Annotated in this window: 28 protein-coding genes; 19 read left to right on the forward strand and 9 right to left on the reverse strand. The window is 31.8% G+C overall.

Going from position 1 to position 24,233, the window contains the following annotated elements:
- The 5 genes from gmk to ACQYZ7_RS04410 all read left to right on the forward strand — a co-directional run bounded on the left by gmk (position 1) and on the right by ACQYZ7_RS04410 (position 4,269).
- A complete protein-coding gene (gmk, locus tag ACQYZ7_RS04390) occupies positions 1-600 on the forward strand; it encodes a guanylate kinase (protein ID WP_430728558.1) in 600 nt (199 codons plus the stop codon).
- 40 nt (positions 601-640) lie between these two features.
- Positions 641-1,225: a nicotinate (nicotinamide) nucleotide adenylyltransferase gene (nadD, locus tag ACQYZ7_RS04395; protein WP_430728559.1), complete on the forward strand. Its 585-nt coding sequence runs from the start codon at positions 641-643 to the stop codon at positions 1,223-1,225.
- 48 nt (positions 1,226-1,273) lie between these two features.
- A complete protein-coding gene (locus tag ACQYZ7_RS04400; RefSeq protein ID WP_430728560.1) occupies positions 1,274-2,137 on the forward strand; it encodes a M23 family metallopeptidase in 864 nt (287 codons plus the stop codon).
- 63 nt (positions 2,138-2,200) lie between these two features.
- On the forward strand, positions 2,201-3,697 hold the full coding sequence (locus ACQYZ7_RS04405) for a GH3 auxin-responsive promoter family protein (protein ID WP_430728561.1): 1,497 nt from the start codon (positions 2,201-2,203) through the stop codon (positions 3,695-3,697).
- Between the two features lie 5 nt (positions 3,698-3,702).
- On the forward strand, positions 3,703-4,269 hold the full coding sequence (locus ACQYZ7_RS04410) for an MOSC domain-containing protein (protein ID WP_430728562.1): 567 nt from the start codon (positions 3,703-3,705) through the stop codon (positions 4,267-4,269).
- Here the strand turns inward: ACQYZ7_RS04410 and ACQYZ7_RS04415 are convergent.
- The 6 genes from ACQYZ7_RS04415 to ACQYZ7_RS04440 all read right to left on the reverse strand — a co-directional run bounded on the left by ACQYZ7_RS04415 (position 4,259) and on the right by ACQYZ7_RS04440 (position 8,988).
- Positions 4,259-5,014 carry a nitrile hydratase gene (locus ACQYZ7_RS04415; protein ID WP_430728563.1) on the reverse strand — a complete coding sequence of 252 codons (756 nt, stop codon included), beginning with the start codon at positions 5,012-5,014 and terminating at the stop codon, positions 4,259-4,261. The two genes, ACQYZ7_RS04410 and ACQYZ7_RS04415, sit on opposite strands and share 11 nt — an antisense overlap.
- Positions 5,015-5,084: 70 nt before the next feature.
- Positions 5,085-5,675, reverse strand: coding sequence for a TetR/AcrR family transcriptional regulator (locus ACQYZ7_RS04420; RefSeq protein ID WP_430728564.1), 591 nt, complete (start codon positions 5,673-5,675; stop codon positions 5,085-5,087).
- 206 nt (positions 5,676-5,881) lie between these two features.
- Complete coding sequence (locus ACQYZ7_RS04425) at positions 5,882-7,453, reverse strand: S41 family peptidase (protein ID WP_430728565.1); 1,572 nt, start codon at positions 7,451-7,453, stop codon at positions 5,882-5,884.
- Positions 7,440-7,871 (reverse strand): deoxycytidylate deaminase, encoded by a 432-nt coding sequence (locus tag ACQYZ7_RS04430; RefSeq protein ID WP_430728877.1) that lies wholly within the window; start codon positions 7,869-7,871, stop codon positions 7,440-7,442. Before ACQYZ7_RS04430 ends, ACQYZ7_RS04425 begins: the two co-directional genes overlap by 14 nt.
- A 64-nt stretch (positions 7,872-7,935) precedes the next feature.
- A complete protein-coding gene (locus ACQYZ7_RS04435; RefSeq protein ID WP_430728566.1) occupies positions 7,936-8,517 on the reverse strand; it encodes a HupE/UreJ family protein in 582 nt (193 codons plus the stop codon).
- Positions 8,518-8,526: 9 nt separating this feature from the next.
- The gene (locus ACQYZ7_RS04440) at positions 8,527-8,988 is read right to left on the reverse strand and encodes an Lrp/AsnC ligand binding domain-containing protein (protein WP_047789927.1); all 462 of its coding nucleotides are present in this window, start codon (positions 8,986-8,988) and stop codon (positions 8,527-8,529) included.
- 105 nt (positions 8,989-9,093) lie between these two features.
- Here ACQYZ7_RS04440 and ACQYZ7_RS04445 point away from each other — a divergent pair, with 105 nt between their 5' ends.
- From ACQYZ7_RS04445 to ACQYZ7_RS04470, 6 genes are all read left to right on the forward strand, one after another.
- Positions 9,094-9,654: a DUF2975 domain-containing protein gene (locus ACQYZ7_RS04445; protein WP_430728567.1), complete on the forward strand. Its 561-nt coding sequence runs from the start codon at positions 9,094-9,096 to the stop codon at positions 9,652-9,654.
- A 23-nt stretch (positions 9,655-9,677) separates the two neighbouring features.
- Positions 9,678-10,205, forward strand: a complete 528-nt coding sequence (locus tag ACQYZ7_RS04450) for a DUF2975 domain-containing protein (RefSeq protein ID WP_430728568.1) — start codon at positions 9,678-9,680, stop codon at positions 10,203-10,205.
- A gap of 2 nt (positions 10,206-10,207) precedes the next feature.
- Positions 10,208-10,414, forward strand: coding sequence for a helix-turn-helix domain-containing protein (locus ACQYZ7_RS04455; protein ID WP_430728569.1), 207 nt, complete (start codon positions 10,208-10,210; stop codon positions 10,412-10,414).
- Between the two features lie 27 nt (positions 10,415-10,441).
- Positions 10,442-11,698 (forward strand): Y-family DNA polymerase, encoded by a 1,257-nt coding sequence (locus ACQYZ7_RS04460; RefSeq protein ID WP_430728570.1) that lies wholly within the window; start codon positions 10,442-10,444, stop codon positions 11,696-11,698.
- Between the two features lie 25 nt (positions 11,699-11,723).
- Positions 11,724-12,182, forward strand: coding sequence for a LexA family protein (locus ACQYZ7_RS04465; RefSeq protein ID WP_099214650.1), 459 nt, complete (start codon positions 11,724-11,726; stop codon positions 12,180-12,182).
- A gap of 83 nt (positions 12,183-12,265) precedes the next feature.
- Complete coding sequence (locus tag ACQYZ7_RS04470) at positions 12,266-12,757, forward strand: hypothetical protein (protein ID WP_430728571.1); 492 nt, start codon at positions 12,266-12,268, stop codon at positions 12,755-12,757.
- A gap of 57 nt (positions 12,758-12,814) precedes the next feature.
- On the opposite strand, the gene ACQYZ7_RS04475 is transcribed toward ACQYZ7_RS04470, so the two are convergent.
- A complete protein-coding gene (locus ACQYZ7_RS04475) occupies positions 12,815-13,225 on the reverse strand; it encodes a BrxA/BrxB family bacilliredoxin (protein ID WP_430728572.1) in 411 nt (136 codons plus the stop codon).
- A 117-nt stretch (positions 13,226-13,342) separates the two neighbouring features.
- On the opposite strand from ACQYZ7_RS04475, the gene ACQYZ7_RS04480 reads away from it, so the two are divergent.
- The 7 genes from ACQYZ7_RS04480 to ACQYZ7_RS04510 all read left to right on the forward strand — a co-directional run bounded on the left by ACQYZ7_RS04480 (position 13,343) and on the right by ACQYZ7_RS04510 (position 22,052).
- Positions 13,343-14,104: a TerB family tellurite resistance protein gene (locus ACQYZ7_RS04480; RefSeq protein WP_430728573.1), complete on the forward strand. Its 762-nt coding sequence runs from the start codon at positions 13,343-13,345 to the stop codon at positions 14,102-14,104.
- A 125-nt stretch (positions 14,105-14,229) separates the two neighbouring features.
- Entirely contained in the window at positions 14,230-17,637 is a 3,408-nt protein-coding gene (ileS, locus tag ACQYZ7_RS04485; protein WP_430728574.1) for an isoleucine--tRNA ligase, read from the forward strand.
- 4 nt (positions 17,638-17,641) lie between these two features.
- Complete coding sequence (locus ACQYZ7_RS04490) at positions 17,642-18,019, forward strand: TraR/DksA family transcriptional regulator (protein WP_115900129.1); 378 nt, start codon at positions 17,642-17,644, stop codon at positions 18,017-18,019.
- 49 nt (positions 18,020-18,068) lie between these two features.
- Positions 18,069-18,716 (forward strand): hypothetical protein, encoded by a 648-nt coding sequence (locus tag ACQYZ7_RS04495; RefSeq protein ID WP_430728575.1) that lies wholly within the window; start codon positions 18,069-18,071, stop codon positions 18,714-18,716.
- Positions 18,717-18,791: 75 nt separating this feature from the next.
- Positions 18,792-20,684, forward strand: a complete 1,893-nt coding sequence (locus ACQYZ7_RS04500; RefSeq protein WP_430728576.1) for a peptidase M61 — start codon at positions 18,792-18,794, stop codon at positions 20,682-20,684.
- 128 nt (positions 20,685-20,812) lie between these two features.
- Positions 20,813-21,406 (forward strand): lipoprotein signal peptidase, encoded by a 594-nt coding sequence (locus ACQYZ7_RS04505; protein WP_430728577.1) that lies wholly within the window; start codon positions 20,813-20,815, stop codon positions 21,404-21,406.
- A 43-nt stretch (positions 21,407-21,449) separates the two neighbouring features.
- Positions 21,450-22,052, forward strand: coding sequence for a DUF4230 domain-containing protein (locus ACQYZ7_RS04510; RefSeq protein WP_430728578.1), 603 nt, complete (start codon positions 21,450-21,452; stop codon positions 22,050-22,052).
- On the opposite strand, the gene ACQYZ7_RS04515 is transcribed toward ACQYZ7_RS04510, so the two are convergent.
- Together ACQYZ7_RS04515 and ACQYZ7_RS04520 are read right to left on the reverse strand one after the other, a co-directional pair.
- The gene (locus ACQYZ7_RS04515; protein ID WP_430728579.1) at positions 22,049-22,462 is read right to left on the reverse strand and encodes a DUF6691 family protein; all 414 of its coding nucleotides are present in this window, start codon (positions 22,460-22,462) and stop codon (positions 22,049-22,051) included. The two genes, ACQYZ7_RS04510 and ACQYZ7_RS04515, sit on opposite strands and share 4 nt — an antisense overlap.
- Position 22,463: 1 nt before the next feature.
- The gene (locus ACQYZ7_RS04520; protein ID WP_430728580.1) at positions 22,464-23,024 is read right to left on the reverse strand and encodes a YeeE/YedE family protein; all 561 of its coding nucleotides are present in this window, start codon (positions 23,022-23,024) and stop codon (positions 22,464-22,466) included.
- 212 nt (positions 23,025-23,236) lie between these two features.
- On the opposite strand from ACQYZ7_RS04520, the gene ACQYZ7_RS04525 reads away from it, so the two are divergent.
- Complete coding sequence (locus ACQYZ7_RS04525) at positions 23,237-24,229, forward strand: Stealth CR1 domain-containing protein (protein ID WP_430728581.1); 993 nt, start codon at positions 23,237-23,239, stop codon at positions 24,227-24,229.
- Positions 24,230-24,233: the final 4 nt, after the last annotated feature.

Raw genomic sequence — 24,233 nt, forward strand, 5'->3', positions numbered from 1 at the left:
ATGTCGAAAGAGTTTAAAGGGAAATTATTTGTGTTTTCAGCACCATCAGGTTCAGGTAAAACTACTATTGTGCGTCACTTGTTGGCACAAGAACGTTTTAATTTGGAGTTTTCAATCTCTGCTACTTCAAGAGCCCCAAGAGGTGAAGAAGTTGATGGGAAAGATTATTATTTTATCTCTGCAAAAGAATTCAAGCAAAAAATAAAAAACGACGAATTTTTAGAGTGGGAAGAGGTGTATCGTGATAATTTTTATGGAACGTTAAAAACAGAAGTTGAACGAATTTGGGCACAAGGAAAACATGTGATTTTTGATATTGATGTAGTTGGAGGTTTACGTATTAAGAAGAAGTTTCCAGAAGAAACCTTAGCTGTTTTTGTAAAGCCACCTAGTGTTGATGAATTGAAGATTCGTTTAAAGAAAAGAAGCACCGAAAGCGAAGACAAAATTAATATGCGTATAGCTAAAGCATCAGTAGAATTAGCTACAGCGCCACAGTTTGATAAAATCATCAAAAACTACGATTTACCAGTAGCTTTACAAGAAGCAGAAGATTTAGTAGATGATTTTTTAGAAATAGAAAAAGAAGTTAAAGGATAAGTCTAGCATCTTTTAGATCTAGACTCTAGTATCTATAAATATGAAAAACATCGGATTATACTTTGGAACTTTTAATCCAATTCATATAGGGCATTTAATTATAGCCAATCATCTGGTTGAAAACTCAGATTTAGATGAAATCTGGATGGTGGTAACACCCCATAACCCTTTTAAAAAGAAAAGCTCGTTGTTAGATAATCATCATCGTTTAGAAATGGTGTATTTAGCAACTGAAGGATATGAGAAAATTCAGCCTTCAGATATCGAGTTTAAACTACCACAACCAAATTACACCATAAATACGTTAGCTCATATTTCAGAAAAACACCCTAATTATAAGTTTAGCTTAATTATGGGGGAAGACAATCTGAAAAGTCTACACAAATGGAAAAACTATGAGTTTATTTTAGAGGATTATAATATTTATGTTTACCCTAGAGTGTCAAACGGTACTGTAGAAAATCAATTTAAAAATCATAAGAAAATTCATAGAGTTGAAGCACCTATTGTACAAATATCTTCAACCATGATTCGTAATGCGATAAATGAAGAAAAAAACTGCAAACCTTTGTTGTCTGAGAAGGTGTGGAAGTATATAGATGAGATGAATTTTTATAAAAAATAGTTTCGCCGTTTTTTCGTTGTATATTTGAAATCCAAACAAGTATAAAACGTGGCAAAAGATAAAAAAAAGCGAAAGCTTAAACAAAAACTTACTGATAAATATCGCTTAGTAATTATAAACGAAGATACGTTTCAAGAACGATTTTCTTTAAAGTTATCACGATTAAATGTTTTTGTATTTGGAGGAGTTTTTTCCGTACTTCTCATTGTACTTACTACTTTGTTAATAGCATTCACAGGTATACGAGAATACATACCAGGATATTCTTCAACAGCTTTAAAAAAGAAGGCTACCAGATTAACGTATGAGGCAGATTCACTAAAAACTAGGTTGTCGGTTCTTGAAAGCTACACAAAAGCGTTGAAACCTGTTTTAACAGGGGAAATAAAGCCAGAAAAAATAGATTCCATAACAAATGAAATGAAAACTATTGCTTTTGATGAAAGTAAGTTACAGGCATCTAGGGAAGATTCATTGTTTAGAGAAAAAATTGAAGGAAAGGACTTGTTTCCTTTGTATAATGGTGGGGCAAATAGAGCTAAAAATGTATTCTTTTCTCCTTTAACAGGAAGTATATCACAACCATTTGATGTTAATGACAAACATTATGCTATTGATATAGTAGCAAAAACAGGTACACCTGTAAAAGCAGTAGCAGACGGAACAGTTATTTTAGCGGAATGGACTGCAGAAACAGGGTATGTAATAACTATACAGCATTCTAACGAATTTATATCAGTTTATAAGCATAATGGAACTTTATTAAAGCAACAAGGTGATGTTATAAAATCGGGAGAAGCAATTGCAAGTGTAGGTTCTACAGGAGAATTAACCACAGGGCCTCATTTACACTTTGAATTGTGGAATAACGGATTTCCAGTTAACCCAACAAACTATATAGATTTTCAGTAAGTAAGAGTAAAGATGATATAGCTAAAAACAGCATTGAATCATATTTAAAATAGTAAAGAGATAATGAGTATAAAATCAGCATTAGCAATTCCATTTGCGAAAATTATTCGTAAGCAAGTATATAAATGGGCAAACAACCCACACAAAACTCAAGAAAAAGTTTTTGAATATTTGGTTACAGAAGGATGTAAAACAGCGTTTGGAAAAGATCATGATTTTATATCAATCAATAATTACCAAGATTTTAAAAAAAGAGTTCCGATTAATGATTATGAAGGTTTACGTCATTATGTAGATAGAGTTGTAGCCGGAGAAGAGAATGTTTTGTGGAAAGGAAAACCTTTATACTTTGCTAAAACTTCAGGAACAACCTCAGGAGCAAAGTATATTCCTATAAGTAAAGAATCCATGCCCACACATATCAAAGCAGCTCGAAATGCTTTGTTGTTTTATATAACAGAAACAAACGATGCTAGCTTTGTTGATGGGAAGATGATTTTTTTACAAGGAAGTCCAGTTTTAGAAGATAAAAACGGAGTGAAATTAGGACGTTTGAGTGGTATAGCAGCGCACTATGTCCCAAATTACCTCTTAAAAAACCGTTTACCGAGTTGGGAAACTAACTGTATTGAAGATTGGGATACCAAAGTAGATAAAGTTGTTGAAGAAACGTTACCAGAGAATATGACGGTCATAAGCGGAATTCCGTCGTGGGTACAAATGTATTTTGAACGTTTGATAGAGAAAACAGGTAAAAATGTCTCTGAACTCTTTCCAAACTTTAACTTCTTCGTGTATGGAGGGGTAAACTTCGAACCATACAAAAATAAGTTTGAAGCGTTAATAGGAAAGAAAATAGACTATGTAGAGTTGTATCCTGCATCTGAAGGGTTTATTGCATACCAAGATTCGCAAACCGAAAAAGGTATGTTATTACAATTAAACTCCGGAATGTTTTATGAGTTTATTCCCGCGAATGAGTTTTTTGATGAAACCCCGACAAGAATATCATTAAAAGATGTTCAGTTAGGAGTGAATTATGTTATTATTCTTAATACTTCAGCCGGATTATGGGGATATAATATTGGAGATACAGTTGAGTTTACTTCGTTAAAACCTTATAGAATAAAAGTAACAGGACGTATAAAGCACTTTATTTCTGCCTTTGGAGAGCACGTTATAGGGAAAGAGGTTGAAAAAGCGTTAAATGATGCTATAAAAGGAACAGGTGTTAACGTGAGTGAGTTTACAGTTGCTCCGCAAGTGAACCCAGAAAGCGGATTGCCATATCACGAGTGGTTTATTGAGTTTGAAAATGAACCTGAGAATTTGGATGAGTTAACATCTAAAATTGATGCTTCTATGCAAGAGCAAAATGTATATTACTTCGATTTAATTGAAGGTAAAATTTTACGTCCTCTAATCATTAGAAAAGTGATAAAGGGAGGTTTTCACGAGTATATGAAATACATAGGAAAGTTTGGAGGCCAGAATAAGATTCCACAATTATCAGACAATCGAAAAATAGCAGAAGTATTACAAAATTTTTTAGTAGAATAAAGAAAATGAAAATAGTAGCAACAAATATAGGAGAAAGAAAAGAAATTGATTGGAAAGGAAAAACTGTTACCACAGGTATTTTTAAGTTTCCTGTAGAAAAACCTATCTTTTTAGATGTTGAAAAAGTAAAAGATGATGTTATTTGTAATAGAGAACATCATGGAGGAATAGATCAAGCAGTTTATGCTTACTCAGAGAACCATTATTCGTACTGGAAAGAACTGTACCCTAATTTAGATTGGAAGCTTGGAATGTTTGGTGAGAACTTAACTATAGATGATTTAGATGAAAGCCAACTACATGTAGGTGATACTTTTAAAGTGGGTGAGGTTATTATTGAAGTTACCAAGCCGCGTCAACCTTGTATGAAATTAGGTGTTCGTTTTAACGATATGAAAATTGTAAAACAGTTTTGGCAACAAAATATACCAGGAGTTTATTTTAAAATACTTCAAACAGGTTTTGTAAAAGCTGGAGATGAATTTGAACAGATAAAAAGCTGCCCTCAAAACCCAACCATTAAAGAGGTTTATAAGAGTAAGAGGGAAGCGAAGTTTAAACCTAAGAAGTAAACTTTTCAGAATCTAAAATATTTTTAGAAGCCATAGAGGCAAACCCCATTTTGTATAGAATATCTGCTCTGGTATTCTCTTTATGGTTTAATGATTCCATAGTTTCAATAATATCTTCCTTAAAACCATTTCTATGATAAGTTTTATGAACTTCTTTAATAAAAGGAGTGGGAACTTGGAAACAGTGTGAGCCAATCACGTCCATAGCTGCCCCTTTTGACAGTAAATAAGCTTCATTACCAAATTTATTTTTATCTACAGAAGGGTATAAGTGCATTTCAATAGCAGTTTTAATAATGGCAGCTTTATTTTCAGTGTCATTTTTCTTTACGAAATCATTAGCATAAGAACCACCATAATTAGCAAAGCATTGTTGACTACATATATGATTGTGAGAATCAGTTAAACCGATATCATGTAGCATTGAAGATACAAAAAGTAATTCTTTATCGTAATGTAATTTTTCTGAAAGAGCAATTCCAGCAGACCAAAAAAAGGTTCTATAAGAGTGATATAAAAGTATTGGGTTACATAACTCTTTTGCTTCTTCTAAAGCAAGATGAGATAGCTTAGAATCTGGAATTTTAACAACGTCAATATCAAAATTTAGTTTAGATTTAATACCAGTTTTATATAAGAACTTAGTATAAGTTTCTTTTAATTTAGAAGTAATTAAGAGCTTTTTAAACTGCTGGATTTCTTTTCTGTTGAGTACAGATGGACTATGGTTATTATGTATTTGCATTGTTTGTTTTTTAAGACAAAACAAAGATAAAACAAAAACATACTAAGCGGTATGTTTTTTTTGATTAAGATTACTTTAAAGTAGTTAAGTAAAGTTTTAATTGCTTTAAATGATGATTGTACGAGTTTGTTTTATAACTTAACTTACCAAGAGTTCTAGCGCCCCAATAGCTAGCTATGATAAAATCAGCAATTTCTTCGGCGTTACTATTTATATTAATAGTATTGTTTTGTTGTTCTTTGGTAATAGAAGTGGCAATAGCATTTGTCCACAATGATTTAGCTTCATCAAGAGCCTCTTTAAAATCATTATCTAAAGGAGACATTTCTTGAGTTAAGTTGGCTAGAGGACAACCATGTTCTATCGTTAAAAAAGAGTTGTGTAAAAGTAATTCTTCAATCATTGTGTATAAAGAATCACATAAACTATTAGAAGAAGAGAGAGAGCTAATAGATAAGTCAATAGTTTTTGGTTGTATAACCTCTTTGATAACAGCAATTCCCATTTGCTTTTTATTCTTGAAATGATAATAAAAAGCACCTTTTGTAACTTTAGTAGTAGCTATTATTTCATCGATACTGGTTGATTGATATCCCTTTTTATAAATAAGTTCAAAAGCTTGTTGTAAAATAGTTGCTCTTGTGTTCGCAGATTTTTTCATTCGTTGTAGCGTACTCTTTATTAATTTACATGTAGTACAAATTTACTATTATGTATATAACAAAGTAATGCTAAAACTAAAATTTAGGTTAAAAAGAGATTTTAGCTAGGGGTATTCCATCCGTAGATGAAGTTCTCTATAATAAAACTAAAGAATTCATAAGTCAATATTATTGAAGTAATACCCCGATGAGTTTAAATATTTTCTTATTTATTTTGTCGTTTTTCTAATTCAAACACTTTTTGAAGCATTTTATCATCTTTTTGATCTACCTTATACAATCCTTCATCGCTAAAAAGTTCACGAGCTATCAATACTTTTAAATTACTACGAAGTTGATTTTTTGTTCTTTCAGAAAGTCTAAAGTCTTTTAGTTCAACCAAGAATTTATTAGAAATTTCATTGTTTTTATCAAAGTTGTTAATAAAATCTTCAACTGTTAATGAAGCTAACTTTTTACGGTTATCATCTACATACGAAAAAGCGAAATCATTTAAAGGACGGAAAAAGATTGTAGGAACATATGCTGAGGTATCTACAGCGACAAAATAATCAGGAATAATTCCACCTCCACCATATACTACTTTTCCTTTAGGTGTTGTGTATTTTAAACTATCAACAGTTTTAATACTGTCTTTGGTGAATAATTCACCATTTTCTAATCGATGCTCAAAATCGTGACTATACTCTTCAGAATCTGCATCTTTTTTATAAGGCTTTTGAATAGATCTCCCTGTTGGAGTATAATATCTAGCAGTAGTTAATCGTACTGCAGATCCATCACCTAAGTCCATCTCTTGTTGTACCAATCCTTTTCCAAAAGAGCGACGACCAATAATAATTCCTTTGTCATTGTCTTGTAAAGCACCGGCTACAATTTCAGAAGCAGAAGCAGAGTTTTCGTCTATCAACACATATAAACCACCGTGTTCAAAATCACCTTTATCGGTGGCGAAAGACTCTACAATATCACCTTTATTATTTTTTGTAAATACAATGAGTTTCTCATCTTCTAAAAACTCATCTACAATATCATTAGCAATATCAATAAAACCACCACCGTTCCCACGAAGATCTAATACTAAGTCAGTCATTCCTTTGGTAAGTAGTTTATTTAAAGAAGATTTAAATTCAATATAGGTGTTACGTGCAAAACGATCTAGTTTTATGTAACCAACACTATCGTTTAGCATATAAGCAATATCAACACTCTTAATGTTTACTTTACCACGATTAATAGTAATATCAAAAATACTATCATTGGTTTTTCTGTAAACCTGTAAATTAACTTTAGTATTTGGCTTCCCTTTTAAAGCTTTCATTATTTGGGAAGTTTGCAGTTTTTTTCCATGAAGGGTGTCTTTATCTGCAAGCAAAATTCTATCACCTGCTTTAATGCCAGCTTCTATACTTGGACCACCTTTAATAGGTTCAATAACTGTTATAGTGTCACCAATCATACGAAATTGAACACCAATTCCAACAAAATTACCTTGCATGTTTTCGGTAACCAATTGTAAGTTTTCTTTCGGAATATATACTGAGTGTGGGTCTAATTTACCTAGCATTTCTGCAATCGCTCCGTCTAGTAACTCATCAGTATTTACACTGTCAACATAATCACTTTGAATATAGTCAATCAAACGTTTTATTTTTCGTTCGCTTGATGAGCTTTTTCCAATAAGATTACTTGGGTTTCCGTTGCTAAAAAAAGTTCCGATAAGAATACCGAATACTACAGCAATAGATAAATATATAGGTAAATTATTCTTGTTCATAAGGTAAATACGTCAGTTCAACACCTGCTTTCTCTAAAAAATCTAATCCTGATCGGTCTTTGTATGCATTGGAATATACTACACGTTTTATTCCTGCTTGATGTATGAGTTTACTACATTGTTGGCAAGGTGAAAGTGTAATGTATAAAGTAGCACCTTTACACGATTGTGTTGAAGAAGCTACTTTTAAAATGGCGTTTGCCTCGGCATGTAATACATACCATTTTGTGTACCCTTCTTCATCTTCACAATAATTTTCAAAACCAGAAGGAGTACCATTATAACCATCAGAAATAATCATTCGATCTTTAACAATTAAGGCACCTACTTTTTTACGAATACAGTGAGAAAGTTGTCCCCATTCATTTGCCATTTTTAAATAGGCAATGTCATATTTTAATTGTTTTTTCTTCAAAATTTTTGGTGTGATTTTTCTTAGATAAGCTAAGGTAATTAGATTTGAGTTAGTTAGGTGTTAATTTTTACCAAAAAACGCGGTCAAACATCATTTGTAAAGCAAAGCCTATAACGATAGAAGACATGATTAAAATCCAATCACGACGGTTTACACTAAAGATTGATTGCACTAGTGCTCCAATTAATAAAATACCTAACACAATAATAATTTGTGCTACTTCTACACCTAATGCAAACTCTATTAAAGGTAAAAATTTATCAGAAGTTTTTCCAATCATAATTTTAAAATAATTAGAAAAACCAAGTCCGTGAATTAATCCGAAAAATAAAGCAAAAAATAAATTCTGATTTTCTTTTCCTACTGATGCCTTTTTAGCAGTTAATACATTCATTAATCCAGTAATAAAAATGGTTAATGGAATTAAAAACTCAATTAAATCTGCTCGGACATTTAATATTCCATAAGCTGAAAGTGCTAAAGTTATTGAGTGTCCAATAGTAAATAAGGTAATTAACCATAAAACTTTTGTCCATTGTTTAAATTGGTATACAACAGCTAATACAATTAAGAATAAAATGTGGTCATAGGCTTTAAAATCTAGTACATGAAACAAGCCCATTTTAAAGTAGAAGATAAAATCGTTCATTCGGGGTTTTTAAATTTTTATTTGTCGATCTATTTGTTGGTCTAAAGATATAAAAGTTTCGGTTCTTGAAACCCCTTTTATGGTTTGAATATCCTTATTTAACAAATGCATTAAGTCTTCGTTGTTTTTACACAGTATTTTAATGAAAATAGCATAGTTACCCGTAGTGTAGTGACTTTCTACAATTTCAGGAATTTCTTTTAAACGTTTAATTGCTGAAGAGTATAGGCTAGAAGAATCTAAAAATACCCCAACAAAAGCCGTAGTAGTATATCCTAATGCTTTTGGATTTAATATCATTTTGTAACCATCAATTAAATCCGATTCGTCTAACTTTCGTAATCGTTGATGAATGGCAGCACCAGATATCCCCACTTCTCGAGCAATGCTTAAAATAGGAGTGCGTGCATCTTTTACAAGGCGTTTGATAATGATTTTATCAATTCCATCAATTTTTAATTTTCTAACCATGAAACAAAAATAAGGAAAGTTTAATTATCAATAAAAAACAATAAATTATTGTTTTTCAATAATTTTGTTATATTTGAACCCTCATTAATTAATCAAAAATTGAATATGAAATCAATATTAAGTATTTTAAAAGTTTTTTGTACGCTGCTAGTAGTCAGTATAAGTGTAAAGTTTTTCGAAAAATTATTTAGAATATTTCATTATGCTATTTATAGAGGGAGCAAAACAAAAGTATTTAAGTTGTCAATCCCAGAAAGCTGGAATGACGGATATTATTACTCTTTATTATTGATAACCTTAATCCTGATAGGATACTTACTATATTTAGTAGTAGTGTTTAGAAAAGTCATTTTTAATTTTTCGAAAAATGATGTTTTTACAAAAGAAAATAGTAATCGATTGCGAAAAGTAGGAAAAGGTTTAATTATTTATGGAGTTATAGTTTTGTGTTTGGCAACAATATTGGGTTTAGTAATTGATGGAGGTAGACCTTTAAGTATGAACTCAGACCCAGTCTATAGTGCAGGATATGTGTTTGGGTATACAATAGGTACTTCAATAAGTAAAGTGTTACCAATATTTGTGGTGGCCTTATTTGTGCAATTTATTTCTTTCATTGTAGTAAAAGGAAATGCTCTGCAAGAGGAGAATAACTTAACGATTTAAATATGTTTACGAAAAGAATAGAGATGAAATCAATATTAAGTATTTTAAAAGTTTTTTGTACATTATTAGTAGTTAGCGTGTTTGTCGATTTTATAAAAAGGCTACATAAAATTTTCTATTATTTGTTTAATGGAGGAGAAAGATCTTTAGTTTTTAATATGCAAATACCGGGTAATTGGCCCGATGGTGTGTATAACCTTTTATCAATTACTTCTTTAATTCTAATTATTTATATGGTTCTTTTAATGGTTGATTTTAGACAAGTAATTTTTAATTTTTCAAAGAACGAAGTGTTTACTGAAGAAAATAGTAATCAATTAAGAAGAGTAGGTCGGGGTGGGATAATCTACGGAGTTATTATGTTTCTTTTTTATGTTCTTTTAGGAATTCTAATAAACAAACCTAGTCCTGGGTATGATCTTGGACGTCTTATAGGGGGAGCGGTAAATAAAGTTTTATCAGTATTTGTAATGGCTTTATTTGTACAATTTATCTCATTTATTGTAGTAAAGGGGAATGTATTGAAAGAAGAAAATGATTTAACAATATAATTATGCCAATTATTGTAAACTTAGATGTAATGCTTGCTAAACGGAAGATGAAAAGCAAAGAACTGGCAGAAGTTGTGGGAATTACTACGGCAAATTTATCTATTCTAAAGTCAGGAAAAGCCAAAGCTATTCGTTTTTCTACGTTAGAAGCTATTTGTAAAGCATTAGGTTGTCAGCCAGCAGATATTTTAGAGTTTGTAGAGGAGTAAAACTGAAGATTCAGTACCTTTACAGTTATGTATGCGTTGGTAGATTGTAATAACTTTTATGCTTCTTGCGAACGGGTTTTTAATCCGAATTTGCAAGGAAAACCAGTAGCTATTTTAAGCAATAATGATGGTTGTGTTATTTCAATGAGTGATGAAGCAAAAAAGTTACAACTTCCATTTGGAGCACCTATTTTTAAGTGGGATCAGTTTTGTAAAAACAACAATATCTCGGTGTTGTCCTCAAACTATCCTTTATATGGAGATATGAGTGCTCGAGTAATGAAAATTTTAGAGCAGTTTTCTCCTGATGTTGAAGTGTATTCTATTGATGAAGCTTTTTTACAGTTTAAAGGATTTGATGAGTATAATTTTGATTCCTACGGAAAAGAAATTAGAGAACGGCTGTTGCAGTGGACAGGGATTCCAACTTGTGTAGGAATTGCGCCAACAAAAGCGCTAAGTAAAGTAGCCAACAAAATTGCTCGTAAATTTCCGAAAGAAACAGGTGGAGTATATGTAATCAGTTCCGAAGAAAAAAGAATCAAAGCATTGCAATGGACTCCTATAGAAAGTGTTTGGGGAATTGGGAGAGGTATACAGAAGAGGTTGCTCGCCAAAGGATGTAAAAAAGCATACGATTTTACGCAGTTAAATGATGACTGGGTGTTGAAAAATCTTTCTATAACTGGTTGGAAGTTGAAAAAAGATTTAGAAGGAGAATCTAAAATATTGTTAGATGAACCTACTAACAAAAAAGCAATAGCAACAACACGAAGTTTTGAGTACACATTTTCTGACTTAGATAATATAAAAGAAAGAATTTCAACCTTTGCAGTGAGTTGTGCAGAAAAATTACGCAAACAAAACTCTAGTTGTCATATGGTGATTGTTTTGTTACGAAGTGATTATCATAAAAAAGATACTGAACAACATCGAGTAAGTAAAACAGTTGTGTTTCCATATCCAACAAATTCCACACTAACAATAAGTAAAAGTGCAGTACAAGCAGTAACAACTATTTTTAAAGAAGAAATAAAGTATAAAAGAGCAGGAGTTATTGTAACAGGATTGGTTCCTTCAGATAATTATCAGATAGATATGTTTGCAAGCGAAAACCCAAAACATGCTTCTTTAATGAGTGCGATTGATAAAATTAATCAAACTTATAAAGCAGATAAGATTAAATTAGCCAATCAAGATTTACAACGTACTTGGAAGATGCGTCAAGAACGATTATCACCCAAATACACCACTAATATTAACGATATTATTAAGGCAAAGTAAGTTTAGTTAAATAAGAAACAATAAGATGTTACGAAAATTAAAACCAGTAAAAGCATCAGAAGCATTAACTTTTTTCTTACCAAAAGAGTTAAATGAAAGCGAAGGAGCTATTTTAATGGATACAGGGATTTCTGCAGGATTTCCTTCTCCAGCGGATGACTTCAGAGAAACTAGAATTTCGCTAGATGAGGAGCTGATTAGAAATAAAGAAGCTACTTTTTTTGCACGAGTAAGCGGACAATCGATGATTGGTGCGGGTTTGGATGATAATGACTTGCTGGTAATCGACAGAAGTATTCCACCAACCAATAATAAAATTGCAGTTTGTTTTTTAGATGGTGAGTTTACCGTAAAACGTCTGCGAGTAGAAGGTAGTGAAGTTTGGCTACAACCTGAAAATCCAGATTACCCCATTATAAAAATCACTGAGGAAAACAATTTTATCATTTGGGGGGTTGTAACCAATGTAATTAAGAAAGTGTAAAAAAGGAGAATTAAGACTGCTTTGCTGAAAGGTGATGTGTAAATTAAAACTATATCCGAATTTGTATTAAAAATTGAAAAAGAATGAGAGTATTAAATATTCATAAACGAACATTAAATCAACCAAAAAGCGAGATAGCAGAACTATTAAAAACCTTAGCGACTGAAAATGATAGAATTTGGCCAAAAGAAAAATGGCCAGCAATGAGATTTAAAGGAGGGATTAATGTTGGGGAAAAAGGAGGGCATGGACCAATACGATATTCAATTGAAAAGTATAACCCGAATGAAATTATTCAATTTAGGTTTTTAAAACCAACTGGATTTAACGGAATTCATAAGTTTGAGATAAAAGAATTGTCTAAAGAAAAAACGGAGATCAAGCATACAATTGATATGAACACAGCTGGAAAAGGAACAATAATTTGGTTTTTAGCAATTCATTCCTTACACAATGCTTTAATTGAAGATGGATTCGATAAACTTGAAAACAACTTTTCAAAAAAGCATAAAAAAAGTAAATGGAATTTTTGGGTCAAGATTATTAGAAAATTATTGGCAAAAAAACGAAAATAAAAAATCCAGCAAACTGCTGGATTTTTTTATTTCAATAGGTTTTGTTCTAAATAAAAATTAACAAAACTCGTCATAAGCAGCTGCTAAATTTTGTGCAATAGCTTGTGCAGAACGTCCTTCAATGTGATGACGCTCTAACATATGTACTAAACTACCATCTTTAAATAAAGCAATTGCAGGAGATGATGGAGGAAAAGGAATCATATATTCTCTTGCCTTCGCTGTAGATTCTTTTTCTACACCTGCAAAAACTGTAGTTAAGTTAGTAGGAGTTTTATCAGCTCCTAATGAAGCGATAGCTCCTGGTCGCGCAGTACCTGCAGCACATCCACAAACAGAATTTACCATTACTAACGTAGTTCCTTCTTTAGCTAAAGCATTGTCAACATCTTCAGCAGTATATAAAGCTTCAAAACCAGCATCGATTAATTGATCGCGCATTGGTTTTACTAATTCTTCTGGATACATATTTTTGAATTAAAATTTAAGGCAAAGATACTTCTTTTCATGGCAACAATCAACTTGAAATATATATGGAGATAGATTGGTAATGTTTTATCTTTGTGGCCTCTAAAAAAACAAACAATGGGAAAATTTGGAAAATGGCTTGGAGCAGGAGCTGGCTTTACATTAGGTGGGCCAATAGGAGCCATTATTGGGTTTGCTGTAGGAAGTTTTATTGATGGAATTTCTGCAGAAGATTTCGTACAAGAACAGCAAGAATATCAAAAAAAGACAGGAGGTCAACCAAGAAGAGGAAGAGCCACGTCAGGTGATTTTGAAATAAGCTTATTAATATTAGCGTCTGTAGTTATAAAATCTGATGGAAAGATAGATAAACGTGAGTTAGATTATGTTCGTTCATACTTTGTGAAAATGTATGGCAAAGAACGAGCAAATCATGCATTCAAATTGTTTAGTGGGATTATTAAAAAGGAAATATCTACACGCCAAGTTTGTCTACAAATACGTCAGTATATGTCGCATGCTACGCGATTACAATTACTGCATTTTTTGTTTGGAATAGCAAAAGCTGATGGGCAAGTAACTAGTGTTGAAGAAGAAGAAATCAGAAAAATAGCAAGTTATTTGTATATTAACGAATATGATTATTCATCAATAAAAGCTATGTTTTATGATGAGTCTGATGGAGCCTATAAAATGCTTGAAATAACGAAGGAATCAACTAACGATGAAGTAAAAAAAGCATATCGTAGAATGGCAAAAAAACATCACCCAGATAAGCTACAAAACTTAGGAGACGAGCATAGAAATGGAGCAAAAGAGAAGTTTCAAAAAATACAGGCAGCTTACGAACAAATTAAAAAAGAACGAGGAATTAATTAATATCTTCATATAAAATTAAGAATTATGTAAAAAACAGCTCAATGTTGAGGTGTTTTTTTATGTCTCAAATTCAACAATTACAAGAAAATACGTAATTTCGCACATTCAATTAATACACCGACAAAATGAGTAAGAAGTTTACTGAATACAAAGGCTTGGATTTACCAAAAGTAGCAGAAGAAATATTAAACTATTGGGAGGAAAACAACATCTTTGAAAAAAGTATTACTACACGTGAAGGAAACGAACCATTTGTGTTTTTTGAAGGGCCACCTTCAGCAAACGGTTTACCAGGAATTCACCACGTAATGGCACGTGCCATTAAAGATATTTTTTGTCGTTATAAAACCCAAAAAGGATACCAAGTTAAGCGTAAAGCAGGTTGGGACACGCATGGTTTACCTGTAGAATTGGGGGTTGAAAAAGAGTTAGGAATCACCAAAGAAGATATCGGAACCAAAATTACGGTTGAAGAATACAACGAAGCGTGTAAAAAAGCTGTAATGCGTTATACCGATATTTGGAATGACCTAACTCAAAAAATGGGGTATTGGGTAGATATGGAAGATCCATATATTACTTATAAGCCAAAATATATGGAATCGGTTTGGTGGTTGTTAAAGCAAATCTATGATAAAAATTTATTATATAAAGGATATACGATTCAACCGTATTCACCAAAAGCAGGAACAGGATTAAGTTCGCATGAGTTAAATCAACCAGGAACGTATCAAGATGTTACAGATACTACGGTAGTTGCTCAGTTTAAAACGATAAAAGAAACATTACCAGACTTTTTACAAGTTGATGGAGATGTACACTTTTTAGCATGGACAACTACACCGTGGACACTTCCATCTAATACAGCATTAACTGTGGGAGCAAAGATTGAATACGTTTTAGTAAAAACATTCAATCAATATACATTTGAGTCAATTCAAGTAGTATTGGCTAAAAACTTAGTATCAAAACAATTTGCAGGGAAGAAGTTTAATCAAGTAGAAGATGTAGCGGAATTAGCAAATTATGCTGAAGGAGATAAGCAAATTCCATATGCAGTTGTAAAAGAATTTATAGGAAAAGATTTGGTAGGTGTTAAATACGAGCAATTATTACCATTTGCTTTACCATATCAAAATCCAGAAAACGCTTTTAGAGTAATTTCAGGAGATTTTGTTACGACAGAAGATGGTACAGGTATCGTACATACAGCCCCAACATTTGGTGCTGATGATGCTTTAGTAGCAAAACAAGCAACTCCAGAAGTACCGCCAATGTTAGTGTTAGATGAAAATGAGAATCCAGTTCCATTAGTAGATTTACAAGGGAAGTTTCGCCCAGAAATGGGAGAATATGCAGGTAAATATGTAAAGAACGAATACTATACTGATGGTGGGGCTCCAGAAAAATCGGTAGATGTAGAGCTAGCGATTCAATTAAAAACAGAGAACAAAGCCTTTAAGGTTGAAAAATATGTGCACAGCTATCCAAACTGTTGGCGTACGGATAAACCAATTTTATATTATCCATTAGATTCTTGGTTTATCAAGGTAACCAATGTAAAGGATAAAATGTTCGATTTAAACGAAACTATTAACTGGAAACCAAAATCAACAGGAGAAGGACGTTTTGGTAACTGGTTAAAAAATGCGAATGATTGGAACTTATCACGTTCTCGTTTTTGGGGAATTCCATTACCAATTTGGCGTACTGAAGACGGAACAGAGCAAATTTGTATAGGTTCTGTAGCTGAATTAAAAAAAGAGATTCAAAAGTCAGTTGATGCGGGCGTACTATCTGAAGATATTTTTGCTGATTTTGAAGTAGGAAATATGTCAGAAGATAACTATGATAAAATTGATTTACATAAAAATGTAGTTGATAAAATCGTATTAGTTTCTGCCTTAGGAAAACCAATGCACCGTGAAAGCGATTTAATTGATGTTTGGTTCGATTCTGGTTCTATGCCGTATGCACAATGGCATTATCCATTTGAAAACAAAGAATTAATTGATAATAAAGAAAGTTATCCGGCTAATTTTATTGCTGAAGGAGTAGACCAAACTCGTGGATGGTTCTATACATTACATGCCATTGGAACTATGGTGTTTGATTCTGTAGCTTATAAAAATGTAGTATCTAACGGATTAGTGTTAGATAAGAACGGACAAAAAATGTCGAAGCGTTTAGGAAATGCTGTTGATCCATTTACTACATTGTCTGAATTTGGACCTGATGCTACACGTTGGTATATGATATCCAATGCAAATCCATGGGATAACTTAAAGTTTGATTTAGCAGGAATAGAAGAAGTAAAACGTAAGTTCTTCGGAACCTTATACAATACCTATTCATTCTTCTCTTTATATGCGAATATTGATAATTTTACCTATAGCGAAGCAGAAATTTCAATTAATGAACGACCAGAAATCGACCGTTGGATTTTATCTGAATTAAATACATTGGTTCAAAAAGTAGATAAATTCTATGCTGAATATGAACCAACCAAAGCAACTAGAGCTATTTCTGACTTTGTACAAGATCATTTAAGTAACTGGTATGTGCGTTTATGTAGAAGACGTTTCTGGAAAGGAGAATATGCACAAGATAAAATATCGGCATACCAAACTTTATATACTTGTATGTTAACAGTTGCTAAGTTAGGTTCTCCAGTAGCGCCTTTCTTTATGGATCGTTTGTACAAGGATTTAACAAAAGCTACGGGAGTAGAAAGCTTTGAAAGTGTACATATAGCAGAGTTTCCTAAGTACAATGCTGATTTAGTAGATAAGTCATTGGAACGTAAAATGGAAAATGCACAAACTATTTCATCGTTAGTTTTATCCCTAAGAGCAAAGGAAAAGATAAAAGTACGTCAGCCGTTACAAAAAATTATGATTCCTGTATTGGATGCAACTCAAAAGGAAGAAATTTTAGCAGTAGCAGACTTAATAAAATCAGAAGTTAACGTTAAGGAGATAGAGCTATTAGACGATGCTTCAGGGATTTTAGTAAAACAAATCAAACCAAACTTTAAAGCTTTAGGGCCAAAGTTTGGTAAGGATATGAAGCTGATAGCTAATATGATACAAGGGTTTGGACAGGAGGATATCATCAAAATTGAAAAAGAAGGTGAGATTTCTGTGGAAATTAACGATAAATTGATTACTTTAGAAACCGCTGATGTGGAGATTTCATCGAAAGATATCGAAGGGTGGTTAGTAGCCAATGCAGAAGGGTTAACCGTAGCTTTAGATGTTACAATAAACGACGAATTACGCAAAGAAGGTGTGGCAAGAGAATTAATCAATAGAATTCAAAACGCACGAAAAGACACAGGTTTAGAAGTAACTGATAAAATAAAATTAACCATTTTACAAGCTGATGATTTAAGAGAATCGGTATTGGCAAATGAAAACTACATAAAAGCAGAAACATTAACAAACGAATTAGTTTTTGTTAATGATTTAAAGAATGGTACAGAAATTGAGTTTGATACCATTAAAAGTAGAATGTTAATTGAAAAAATATAGCATTATGGATGATGTTAAAATAAGATATTCAGATAGTGATTTACTAGAGTTTAAGGAAATCATTCAAAAGAAAATTGAAAAAGCTGAAGAAGATTTAAAATTGTTACAAGCATCGTATAAAAACGGTTCAGATAATGGAACCGACGATACGTCGCCAACATTTAAATCTTTTGAAGAAGGATCAGATACTATGGCTAAAGAAGCAAATATGCAGTTAGCCATACGTCAAGAAAAATTTATTCGTGACTTAAAAAATGCCTTAGTTCGTATTGAAAATAAAACCTATGGTATTTGTAGAGTTACTGGTAAGTTAATTCAGAAAGAACGCTTAAAGTTAGTGCCTCATGCTACTTTAAGTATTGAAGCAAAACGCAAACAATAACTTATTAAAATTAAAAATAAACAGAGCCTCTTTTAGAGGCTTTTTTTGTATGAAAAAATATGTGTTTTTATTACTGGTTCTAAGTACTCGATTTCTTTTCTGTCAAGAAAAAATAATACAAGAAAGAACAATATTAGCAAATGAGCTTGAAATAATTACTTACGGGTTGGATGATATTGTAATAGAAAACTCAAAAGATGACAAATTAGAGGTAATCTTACTTGATGAAAATACACATAAACATAATATACTTTTTAAAAAAGAAAAAGAAGTTCTTATAGTGGCATTTGAATTACACCTTTTAACATTTAAAGATGATGTTTTTCGAAAATATATAACTAGAAGACTAGAAAGAGCCAGAGTAATTATAAAAGTTCCTAAGAATAAACATATAAGTGTTCATGGAGAAACTATTGGTGTTAACTCAAAAAGTTATGCGGGGGATTTAAGTATTTATATTGAAAGAGGAAATATACAATTGAATACTATTGTAGGAAATACAAGTGTGCATCTTTTCCAAGGAAATGTATTTGCACAAACAACCCTAAGAAGTAAACTAAGTTTAACAACTAACAAAGGAGCAATTCTTATAAATGATGAAAAAAAAGCATCTCCTTTTCTTAAAGAAAATTCATCTGCTCCCAATACACTTACTATAAACTCCATTCATGCTAATATTAACATAGAACTTGAGTAATTAACAAAAAATTATAATTTTTACACGTAACAAAAGAAGAGCTACTTTGTCTAATGAGTAATTAAAAACTAAGAAATGAACAAAAGTATACTAGCTTCAGCTATTGCAGCATTGATATTAACAAGCTGTAATTCTACAAAAAAGACAACAAACGATTTAGCCGTTCAAACTCCAATTGTAACTACTTTAGATTTAACTAAGGTTGATAACGATAAAGTACCTGTAACAGTAAACCCGGGTAGATTTACAATTGAAAAAGTAACCTATCGTTTACCAAGAGTGGTACAAGGAACTTATTCTGTAAGTGATTTTGGTAAATATATTGATAGTTTTAAGGCTTTAGACTACGAAGGAAACGAATTAGAAGTAACAAAAGTTGATACCAATACTTGGGAAATCACCAATGCCCAAACATTAGATAAAGTAACCTATTTGGTAAACGATACTTTTGATATGGAAGTTTCAGGAGGAATTGGAGGAGATACACCATTTTCACCAGCAGGAACCAATATTGAGTCTACAAATTATGTATTAAACCTTCATGGATTTGTAGGATATTTTGATTCTTTAAAAAGTAATCAGTACAAATTAGATGTTGTTTCACCTACCAATTTTGCAAGAACATCTGCGTTACAAGAAGTAGGAACAAAAACAAGTGAGGATGGTTCAACGTTAACTTCAAGTTATTTTGCACCACGTTATTTTGATATTACTGATAATCCAATGTTTTATGGAGAATTAGATGTAGAAGAGTTCAAAGTTGGCGATATTAAAATTGTATTAAGTGTATACTCTCCAAACAAAAAGCACTCAGCAGAGAAGCTTAAAAAAGTTATGGAGAAAATGATGCAAGCACAAAAAGCATATTTAGGAAGTGTTAATAGTACTGCACGTTATGACATTTATTTATACTTATCTGACGGAACAGAAAAAGCACCTAAAGGCTTTGGAGCATTAGAGCATCATACATCAACAGTAGTAGTATTACCTGAAGCAATGCCAGATGAAGCATTATCAAAAAGTATGATAGATGTTGTTTCTCATGAGTTTTTCCATATTGTAACTCCGTTGAGTGTACATTCAGAAGACGTACATTATTTTGATTATAATCAACCAACATTCTCTAAACATTTATGGATGTATGAAGGGATTACAGAATATTTCGCAACACTTTTTCAAGTAAATCAAGACTTGGTTACAGAAGATGAATTTTACAGTAAAGTTATGGGTAAAATTAAAACAGCATCTTCTATGAATGACTCAATGAGTTTTACTAAAATGAGTGAAAATGTATTAGACGAACCATATGCTTCTCAATATTATAATGTATACCAAAAGGGAGCTTTAATTGGAATGTGTATAGATATTTTAATGCGTGAAGAAAGTAATGGAAATAGAGGAGTATTATCTTTAATGAAAGAATTGTCATTAAAATATGGAAAAAACAAACCATTTGAAGACGATAAGTTAATTGAGGAGATTACTAAAATGACATACCCTTCAATAGGAGAATTTTTGAATACACATGTGGTAGGAAATACACCGATAAACTACAATGAGTTTTTTGCTAAGGCAGGATTAGTGTTAGACGAATCAAAAGTGAAAACAAATTATATCCAAAATAATGGAGCTATGATTGTGAGAGCAGATCAAGCGACAAAAACTATCCAATTTACAGAAGCAGTGAAAGACAATAGTTTTTGGGCTGAAAACGGAGCACAACCTAACGATGCTATCAAAGAAGTGGATGGAGTAGCTGTAACAAAGGAAAGCGCAAACCAAATCTTTACTAAAATGTTTATGTGGCAACCTGGAAATAAAGTTGAGGTAAAATTAGAAAGAGGTGGTAAAGAGGTAATGATTAAAGCAATATTAACTCAATCGTATACAAAAGGAACTAGCTTAAAAGAAAACCCAAAAGCAACACAAGAACAAAGAGAGCTAAGAAAAGCTTGGTTAAAAGGATAATATCTTTTAACTAACCATATATTAAAGGCCAATATGCCTAAAAGGCATATTGGTCTTTTTTCTTTCTAAAAATCAGAAGAAAAACATAAAAATAGTTTTCTTATTTTTGTTTCCATTAAATAAAAAAAATGTCTAAAAAAAACATCGCAATACTTACCGTAATTTTGGCAATTTTAATTGATCAAATAAGTAAAATTTATATCAAAACACATTTCCAATTAGGAGAAGAAGTTGTTGTTTTTAGTGATTGGTTTAGAATCCATTTTACGGAGAATAATGGAATGGCTTGGGGCTTTGAATTTGGAGGTAAATCAGGAAAACTGTTTTTAACTTTATTTAGAGTTGTTGCGGTTACAGGTATTGTGTACTGGTTATGGCAATCTATTAAGCGAAAAGCACATACTGCTGTTATTATTGCCATAGCACTAATTTTAGCAGGAGCAGTAGGTAATATTATCGATTCTGTTTTTTATGGAATTATATTTGATTCTTCATACCACAATATAGCTACATTATTTTCTGATAATCCTTATGGAGAGTTATTTCACGGAAAAGTAGTAGATATGTTGTACTTTCCGATATACGAAGGAGAAAGTTTTACTTTTTTCAACGCGATTTTTAATGGAGCAGATTCTTGGATTACTATAGGGGTAGCCTTGTTGTTTATCTTCAATAAACAAGCCTTTCCGAAAGAAGAAAAAGAAACAAAACAAGTTTCGTAAATCACTTTAGATACTTTTCCTATATTTATAGAAAAAGAAAACGATGCGCTTACTAAAATATCTTGCTGTTTTTGCACTAGGGTTTTTAATTGCTAAATTCTGGTACGAAAAAAAGGAAAAAAAATATGAGCAAGAAGAAATTCAGGTGGTTTTAAATGGAATCCAAAACTTAAGTAAGTTAGTGGTTTCAGAAGGGAATTTTTCTGAAATGTATAGCTTTACCGATGCAAAAAAGTATTTCTATGGATACGTTACCTTTGAAAAGAAAGCAATGCTCTCTTTAAATGCTAAGGTTGAGGTGGGGTATGATTTATCGGAACTAGAAATTCAAATAGATAGTGTTGGTAAACAAATCATCATCAATAAAATTCCTAAAGAAGAAATTCTAATTTCTCCCGATATTAAATATTTCGATTTACAGCAGAGTCAGTTCAATACCTTCTCTAAACAAGAGCTAAATAAGCTGAATGCTAAAGTTATTGAAAAGATTAAATCGACAATAACAATGTCTCGACTACAAAAAGATGCTAAAACACGTTTATTTGAAGAGTTATCGAAGATTTATCAGCTTTCTAAAATTTACAAATGGCAAGTAGTAGACAATACTAATTCTGGTGTTTTTGAACCGTTGCGGTTAAAAGATTAACTCGGTAACTTTTTACTCAACAAGCCATAAATGAAAGCGCCTAGGAGCGCTCCTAAAAGCACAATGATCATTGGGAGCACTCCTTGACCTATTAAAGCAAAAATAGGCGCAGGACAAGCGCCAGCTAACGCCCAGCCCAATCCGAAGATAGTACCACCAACCAAAGTTCTGATAAAACCTTTTTTCTTTTCTTTAATATTGATTTGATTACCCAAGTAGTCTTTGATCTTACCTTTTTTAAAGAAATACATAAAAACGATAGAAAGAGCTACGGCAGAACCAATTATTCCGTACATATGGAACGATTGAAACTTAAACATTTCATAGATACGATACCAAGAAACAGCTTCTGACTTCGATAAAATAATTCCGAAAACAATTCCGATAAATAAAAATTTTACATTTTTCATATTAACCAAAAATTAAAGGGAATAAAACCCAAATCATAAGTAAACCACCAATAAAAAATCCAATTACTGCAATTAAAGAAGGTAACTGAAAGCTACTCAATCCAGTAATTGCATGTCCCGAAGTACAGCCTCCAGCATAACGAGTTCCAAATCCAATTAAAATCCCTGCAATTAATAAAATGCTAAAACCTTTAAGACTTAGCATGTTTTCAAGACTAAAAAGTTCATTAGGAACGTATCTTTTTCCTGCATCCGAAAAGCCTAAATCAGCTAAATCACTTACAGTTGTTGGGTTTAAGTCAATTCCAGATGTAGCAGATAAATAATTAATAGCTATATATCCTCCAATTATTAAACCAACTAAAAAGATAATCGCCCAGTCACGTTCTTTCCAGTCTTTCTTAAAGTAATCAGATATTTTACCAGCACCAGCCATGGTACATATGGTTTCTAGATTGGTTGATACACCAAAACTTTTTCCAAAATAAAAAAACAAGAAAAGTACCATAGAAATAAGTGGTCCAGACACATACCAAGGCCAAGGTTGTAATAAAAAATCCATGGTGATTTAATTTATATAAAAATAGAAGGTTTTTAAAAATACCAGCTATTGTGTTTAGAATATTTATAGTGAACAAATATAAGGGAAATTTTAATTGCGTGGTTTTTAACTCTAGTCTATAAGATGTAATATGAAGTAAAAGCAGTATTTATACTAGAAAAAAGAGTTATTTTTGAACTTTATTTTGATTCGTTAATTTTTTATATAAAATAATGGAAATAGATTTTGTGATTACTTGGGTCGATATGGACGATCCTAAATGGATTAAGGAGTTTTCAAAATACTCTGATAAAATTGATAATTCTGTTAACGAGAAATCAGAAGCACGTTTTAGAGATCATGGATTTTTGAAGTATTGGTTCAGAGGTGTTGAACAATTTGCTCCTTGGGTTCGAAAAATTCATTTTGTAACCTCTGGACAAAAACCAGAATGGTTAGATGAAAATCATCCTAAAATTAATTTGGTTAGTCATTTAGATTATATTCCAAAAGAATATTTACCTGTGTTCAATTCAAATTTAATAGAAGTATATATGCATAAAATTCCTGATTTGTCAGAGCAATTTGTGTATTTCAATGACGACTTTTTTATCATTAACAATGTTTCTGAAGCTCGTTTTTTTGAAAATGGACTACCAAAAGATATTGCCACTTTTAGAACCAATACAGGTATTTCTCAGTTTGAGAAAATGTTAAAAAATAACATTCGCCTTATTAATAAACATTTTGATAAAAAGGAAGTTTTTAAAAGAGATCATGATAAATGGTTTCACCCGTCATATGGTAGCAGAGCAAGAATTACAAAACTATTAAAGTATTACAATAAGTTTGTTACACTTCGCACACCTCATAATGCACAACCATTCTTAAAGTCTACTTTTGAAGACGTTTGGGAGCATTGCGGAAAGGAGCTTACAGAAATGTCTAAACATAGGTTTCGTAGTGACAATGATTATACGCCAGAGTTATTTAAAACTTGGCAAATATGTAAGTCTAATTTTATACCGTATAACACGTATCGAGATACTAAGATGTTTTCTTTGGTTATTAAGGCAAAAAAAGCAATTAAAGCTGTTAGAGAACAATCATATAAACTGGTTTGTTTAAACGATAATATACATATAAGAAATTACGATAAAGTAATGAGTGAAATTAACGATGCCTTTGAGAGTATATTACCAGAAAAATCAAGTTTTGAAAAGTAAAGGG

This window comes from Tenacibaculum sp. SDUM215027 (genome assembly GCF_050566205.1).
GTDB lineage: Bacteria > Bacteroidota > Bacteroidia > Flavobacteriales > Flavobacteriaceae > Polaribacter.

Excerpts from the sequence above, each read along its gene's own strand:
- gmk (WP_430728558.1), top strand. The coding sequence starts at position 1 with ATGTCGAAAGAGTTTAAAGGGAAATTATTTGTGTTTTCAGCACCATCA.
- nadD (WP_430728559.1), top strand. The coding sequence starts at position 641 with ATGAAAAACATCGGATTATACTTTGGAACTTTTAATCCAATTCATATA.
- ACQYZ7_RS04405 (WP_430728561.1), top strand. The coding sequence starts at position 2,201 with ATGAGTATAAAATCAGCATTAGCAATTCCATTTGCGAAAATTATTCGT.
- ACQYZ7_RS04410 (WP_430728562.1), top strand. The coding sequence starts at position 3,703 with ATGAAAATAGTAGCAACAAATATAGGAGAAAGAAAAGAAATTGATTGG.
- ACQYZ7_RS04415 (WP_430728563.1), bottom strand. The coding sequence starts at position 5,014 with ATGCAAATACATAATAACCATAGTCCATCTGTACTCAACAGAAAAGAA.
- ACQYZ7_RS04420 (WP_430728564.1), bottom strand. The coding sequence starts at position 5,675 with ATGAAAAAATCTGCGAACACAAGAGCAACTATTTTACAACAAGCTTTT.
- ACQYZ7_RS04425 (WP_430728565.1), bottom strand. The coding sequence starts at position 7,453 with ATGAACAAGAATAATTTACCTATATATTTATCTATTGCTGTAGTATTC.
- ACQYZ7_RS04435 (WP_430728566.1), bottom strand. The coding sequence starts at position 8,517 with ATGAACGATTTTATCTTCTACTTTAAAATGGGCTTGTTTCATGTACTA.
- ACQYZ7_RS04440 (WP_047789927.1), bottom strand. The coding sequence starts at position 8,988 with ATGGTTAGAAAATTAAAAATTGATGGAATTGATAAAATCATTATCAAA.
- ACQYZ7_RS04445 (WP_430728567.1), top strand. The coding sequence starts at position 9,094 with ATGAAATCAATATTAAGTATTTTAAAAGTTTTTTGTACGCTGCTAGTA.
- ACQYZ7_RS04450 (WP_430728568.1), top strand. The coding sequence starts at position 9,678 with ATGAAATCAATATTAAGTATTTTAAAAGTTTTTTGTACATTATTAGTA.
- ACQYZ7_RS04455 (WP_430728569.1), top strand. The coding sequence starts at position 10,208 with ATGCCAATTATTGTAAACTTAGATGTAATGCTTGCTAAACGGAAGATG.
- ACQYZ7_RS04460 (WP_430728570.1), top strand. The coding sequence starts at position 10,442 with ATGTATGCGTTGGTAGATTGTAATAACTTTTATGCTTCTTGCGAACGG.
- ACQYZ7_RS04465 (WP_099214650.1), top strand. The coding sequence starts at position 11,724 with ATGTTACGAAAATTAAAACCAGTAAAAGCATCAGAAGCATTAACTTTT.
- ACQYZ7_RS04470 (WP_430728571.1), top strand. The coding sequence starts at position 12,266 with ATGAGAGTATTAAATATTCATAAACGAACATTAAATCAACCAAAAAGC.
- ACQYZ7_RS04475 (WP_430728572.1), bottom strand. The coding sequence starts at position 13,225 with ATGTATCCAGAAGAATTAGTAAAACCAATGCGCGATCAATTAATCGAT.
- ACQYZ7_RS04480 (WP_430728573.1), top strand. The coding sequence starts at position 13,343 with ATGGGAAAATTTGGAAAATGGCTTGGAGCAGGAGCTGGCTTTACATTA.
- ileS (WP_430728574.1), top strand. The coding sequence starts at position 14,230 with ATGAGTAAGAAGTTTACTGAATACAAAGGCTTGGATTTACCAAAAGTA.
- ACQYZ7_RS04490 (WP_115900129.1), top strand. The coding sequence starts at position 17,642 with ATGGATGATGTTAAAATAAGATATTCAGATAGTGATTTACTAGAGTTT.
- ACQYZ7_RS04495 (WP_430728575.1), top strand. The coding sequence starts at position 18,069 with ATGAAAAAATATGTGTTTTTATTACTGGTTCTAAGTACTCGATTTCTT.
- ACQYZ7_RS04500 (WP_430728576.1), top strand. The coding sequence starts at position 18,792 with ATGAACAAAAGTATACTAGCTTCAGCTATTGCAGCATTGATATTAACA.
- ACQYZ7_RS04505 (WP_430728577.1), top strand. The coding sequence starts at position 20,813 with ATGTCTAAAAAAAACATCGCAATACTTACCGTAATTTTGGCAATTTTA.
- ACQYZ7_RS04510 (WP_430728578.1), top strand. The coding sequence starts at position 21,450 with ATGCGCTTACTAAAATATCTTGCTGTTTTTGCACTAGGGTTTTTAATT.
- ACQYZ7_RS04515 (WP_430728579.1), bottom strand. The coding sequence starts at position 22,462 with ATGAAAAATGTAAAATTTTTATTTATCGGAATTGTTTTCGGAATTATT.
- ACQYZ7_RS04520 (WP_430728580.1), bottom strand. The coding sequence starts at position 23,024 with ATGGATTTTTTATTACAACCTTGGCCTTGGTATGTGTCTGGACCACTT.
- ACQYZ7_RS04525 (WP_430728581.1), top strand. The coding sequence starts at position 23,237 with ATGGAAATAGATTTTGTGATTACTTGGGTCGATATGGACGATCCTAAA.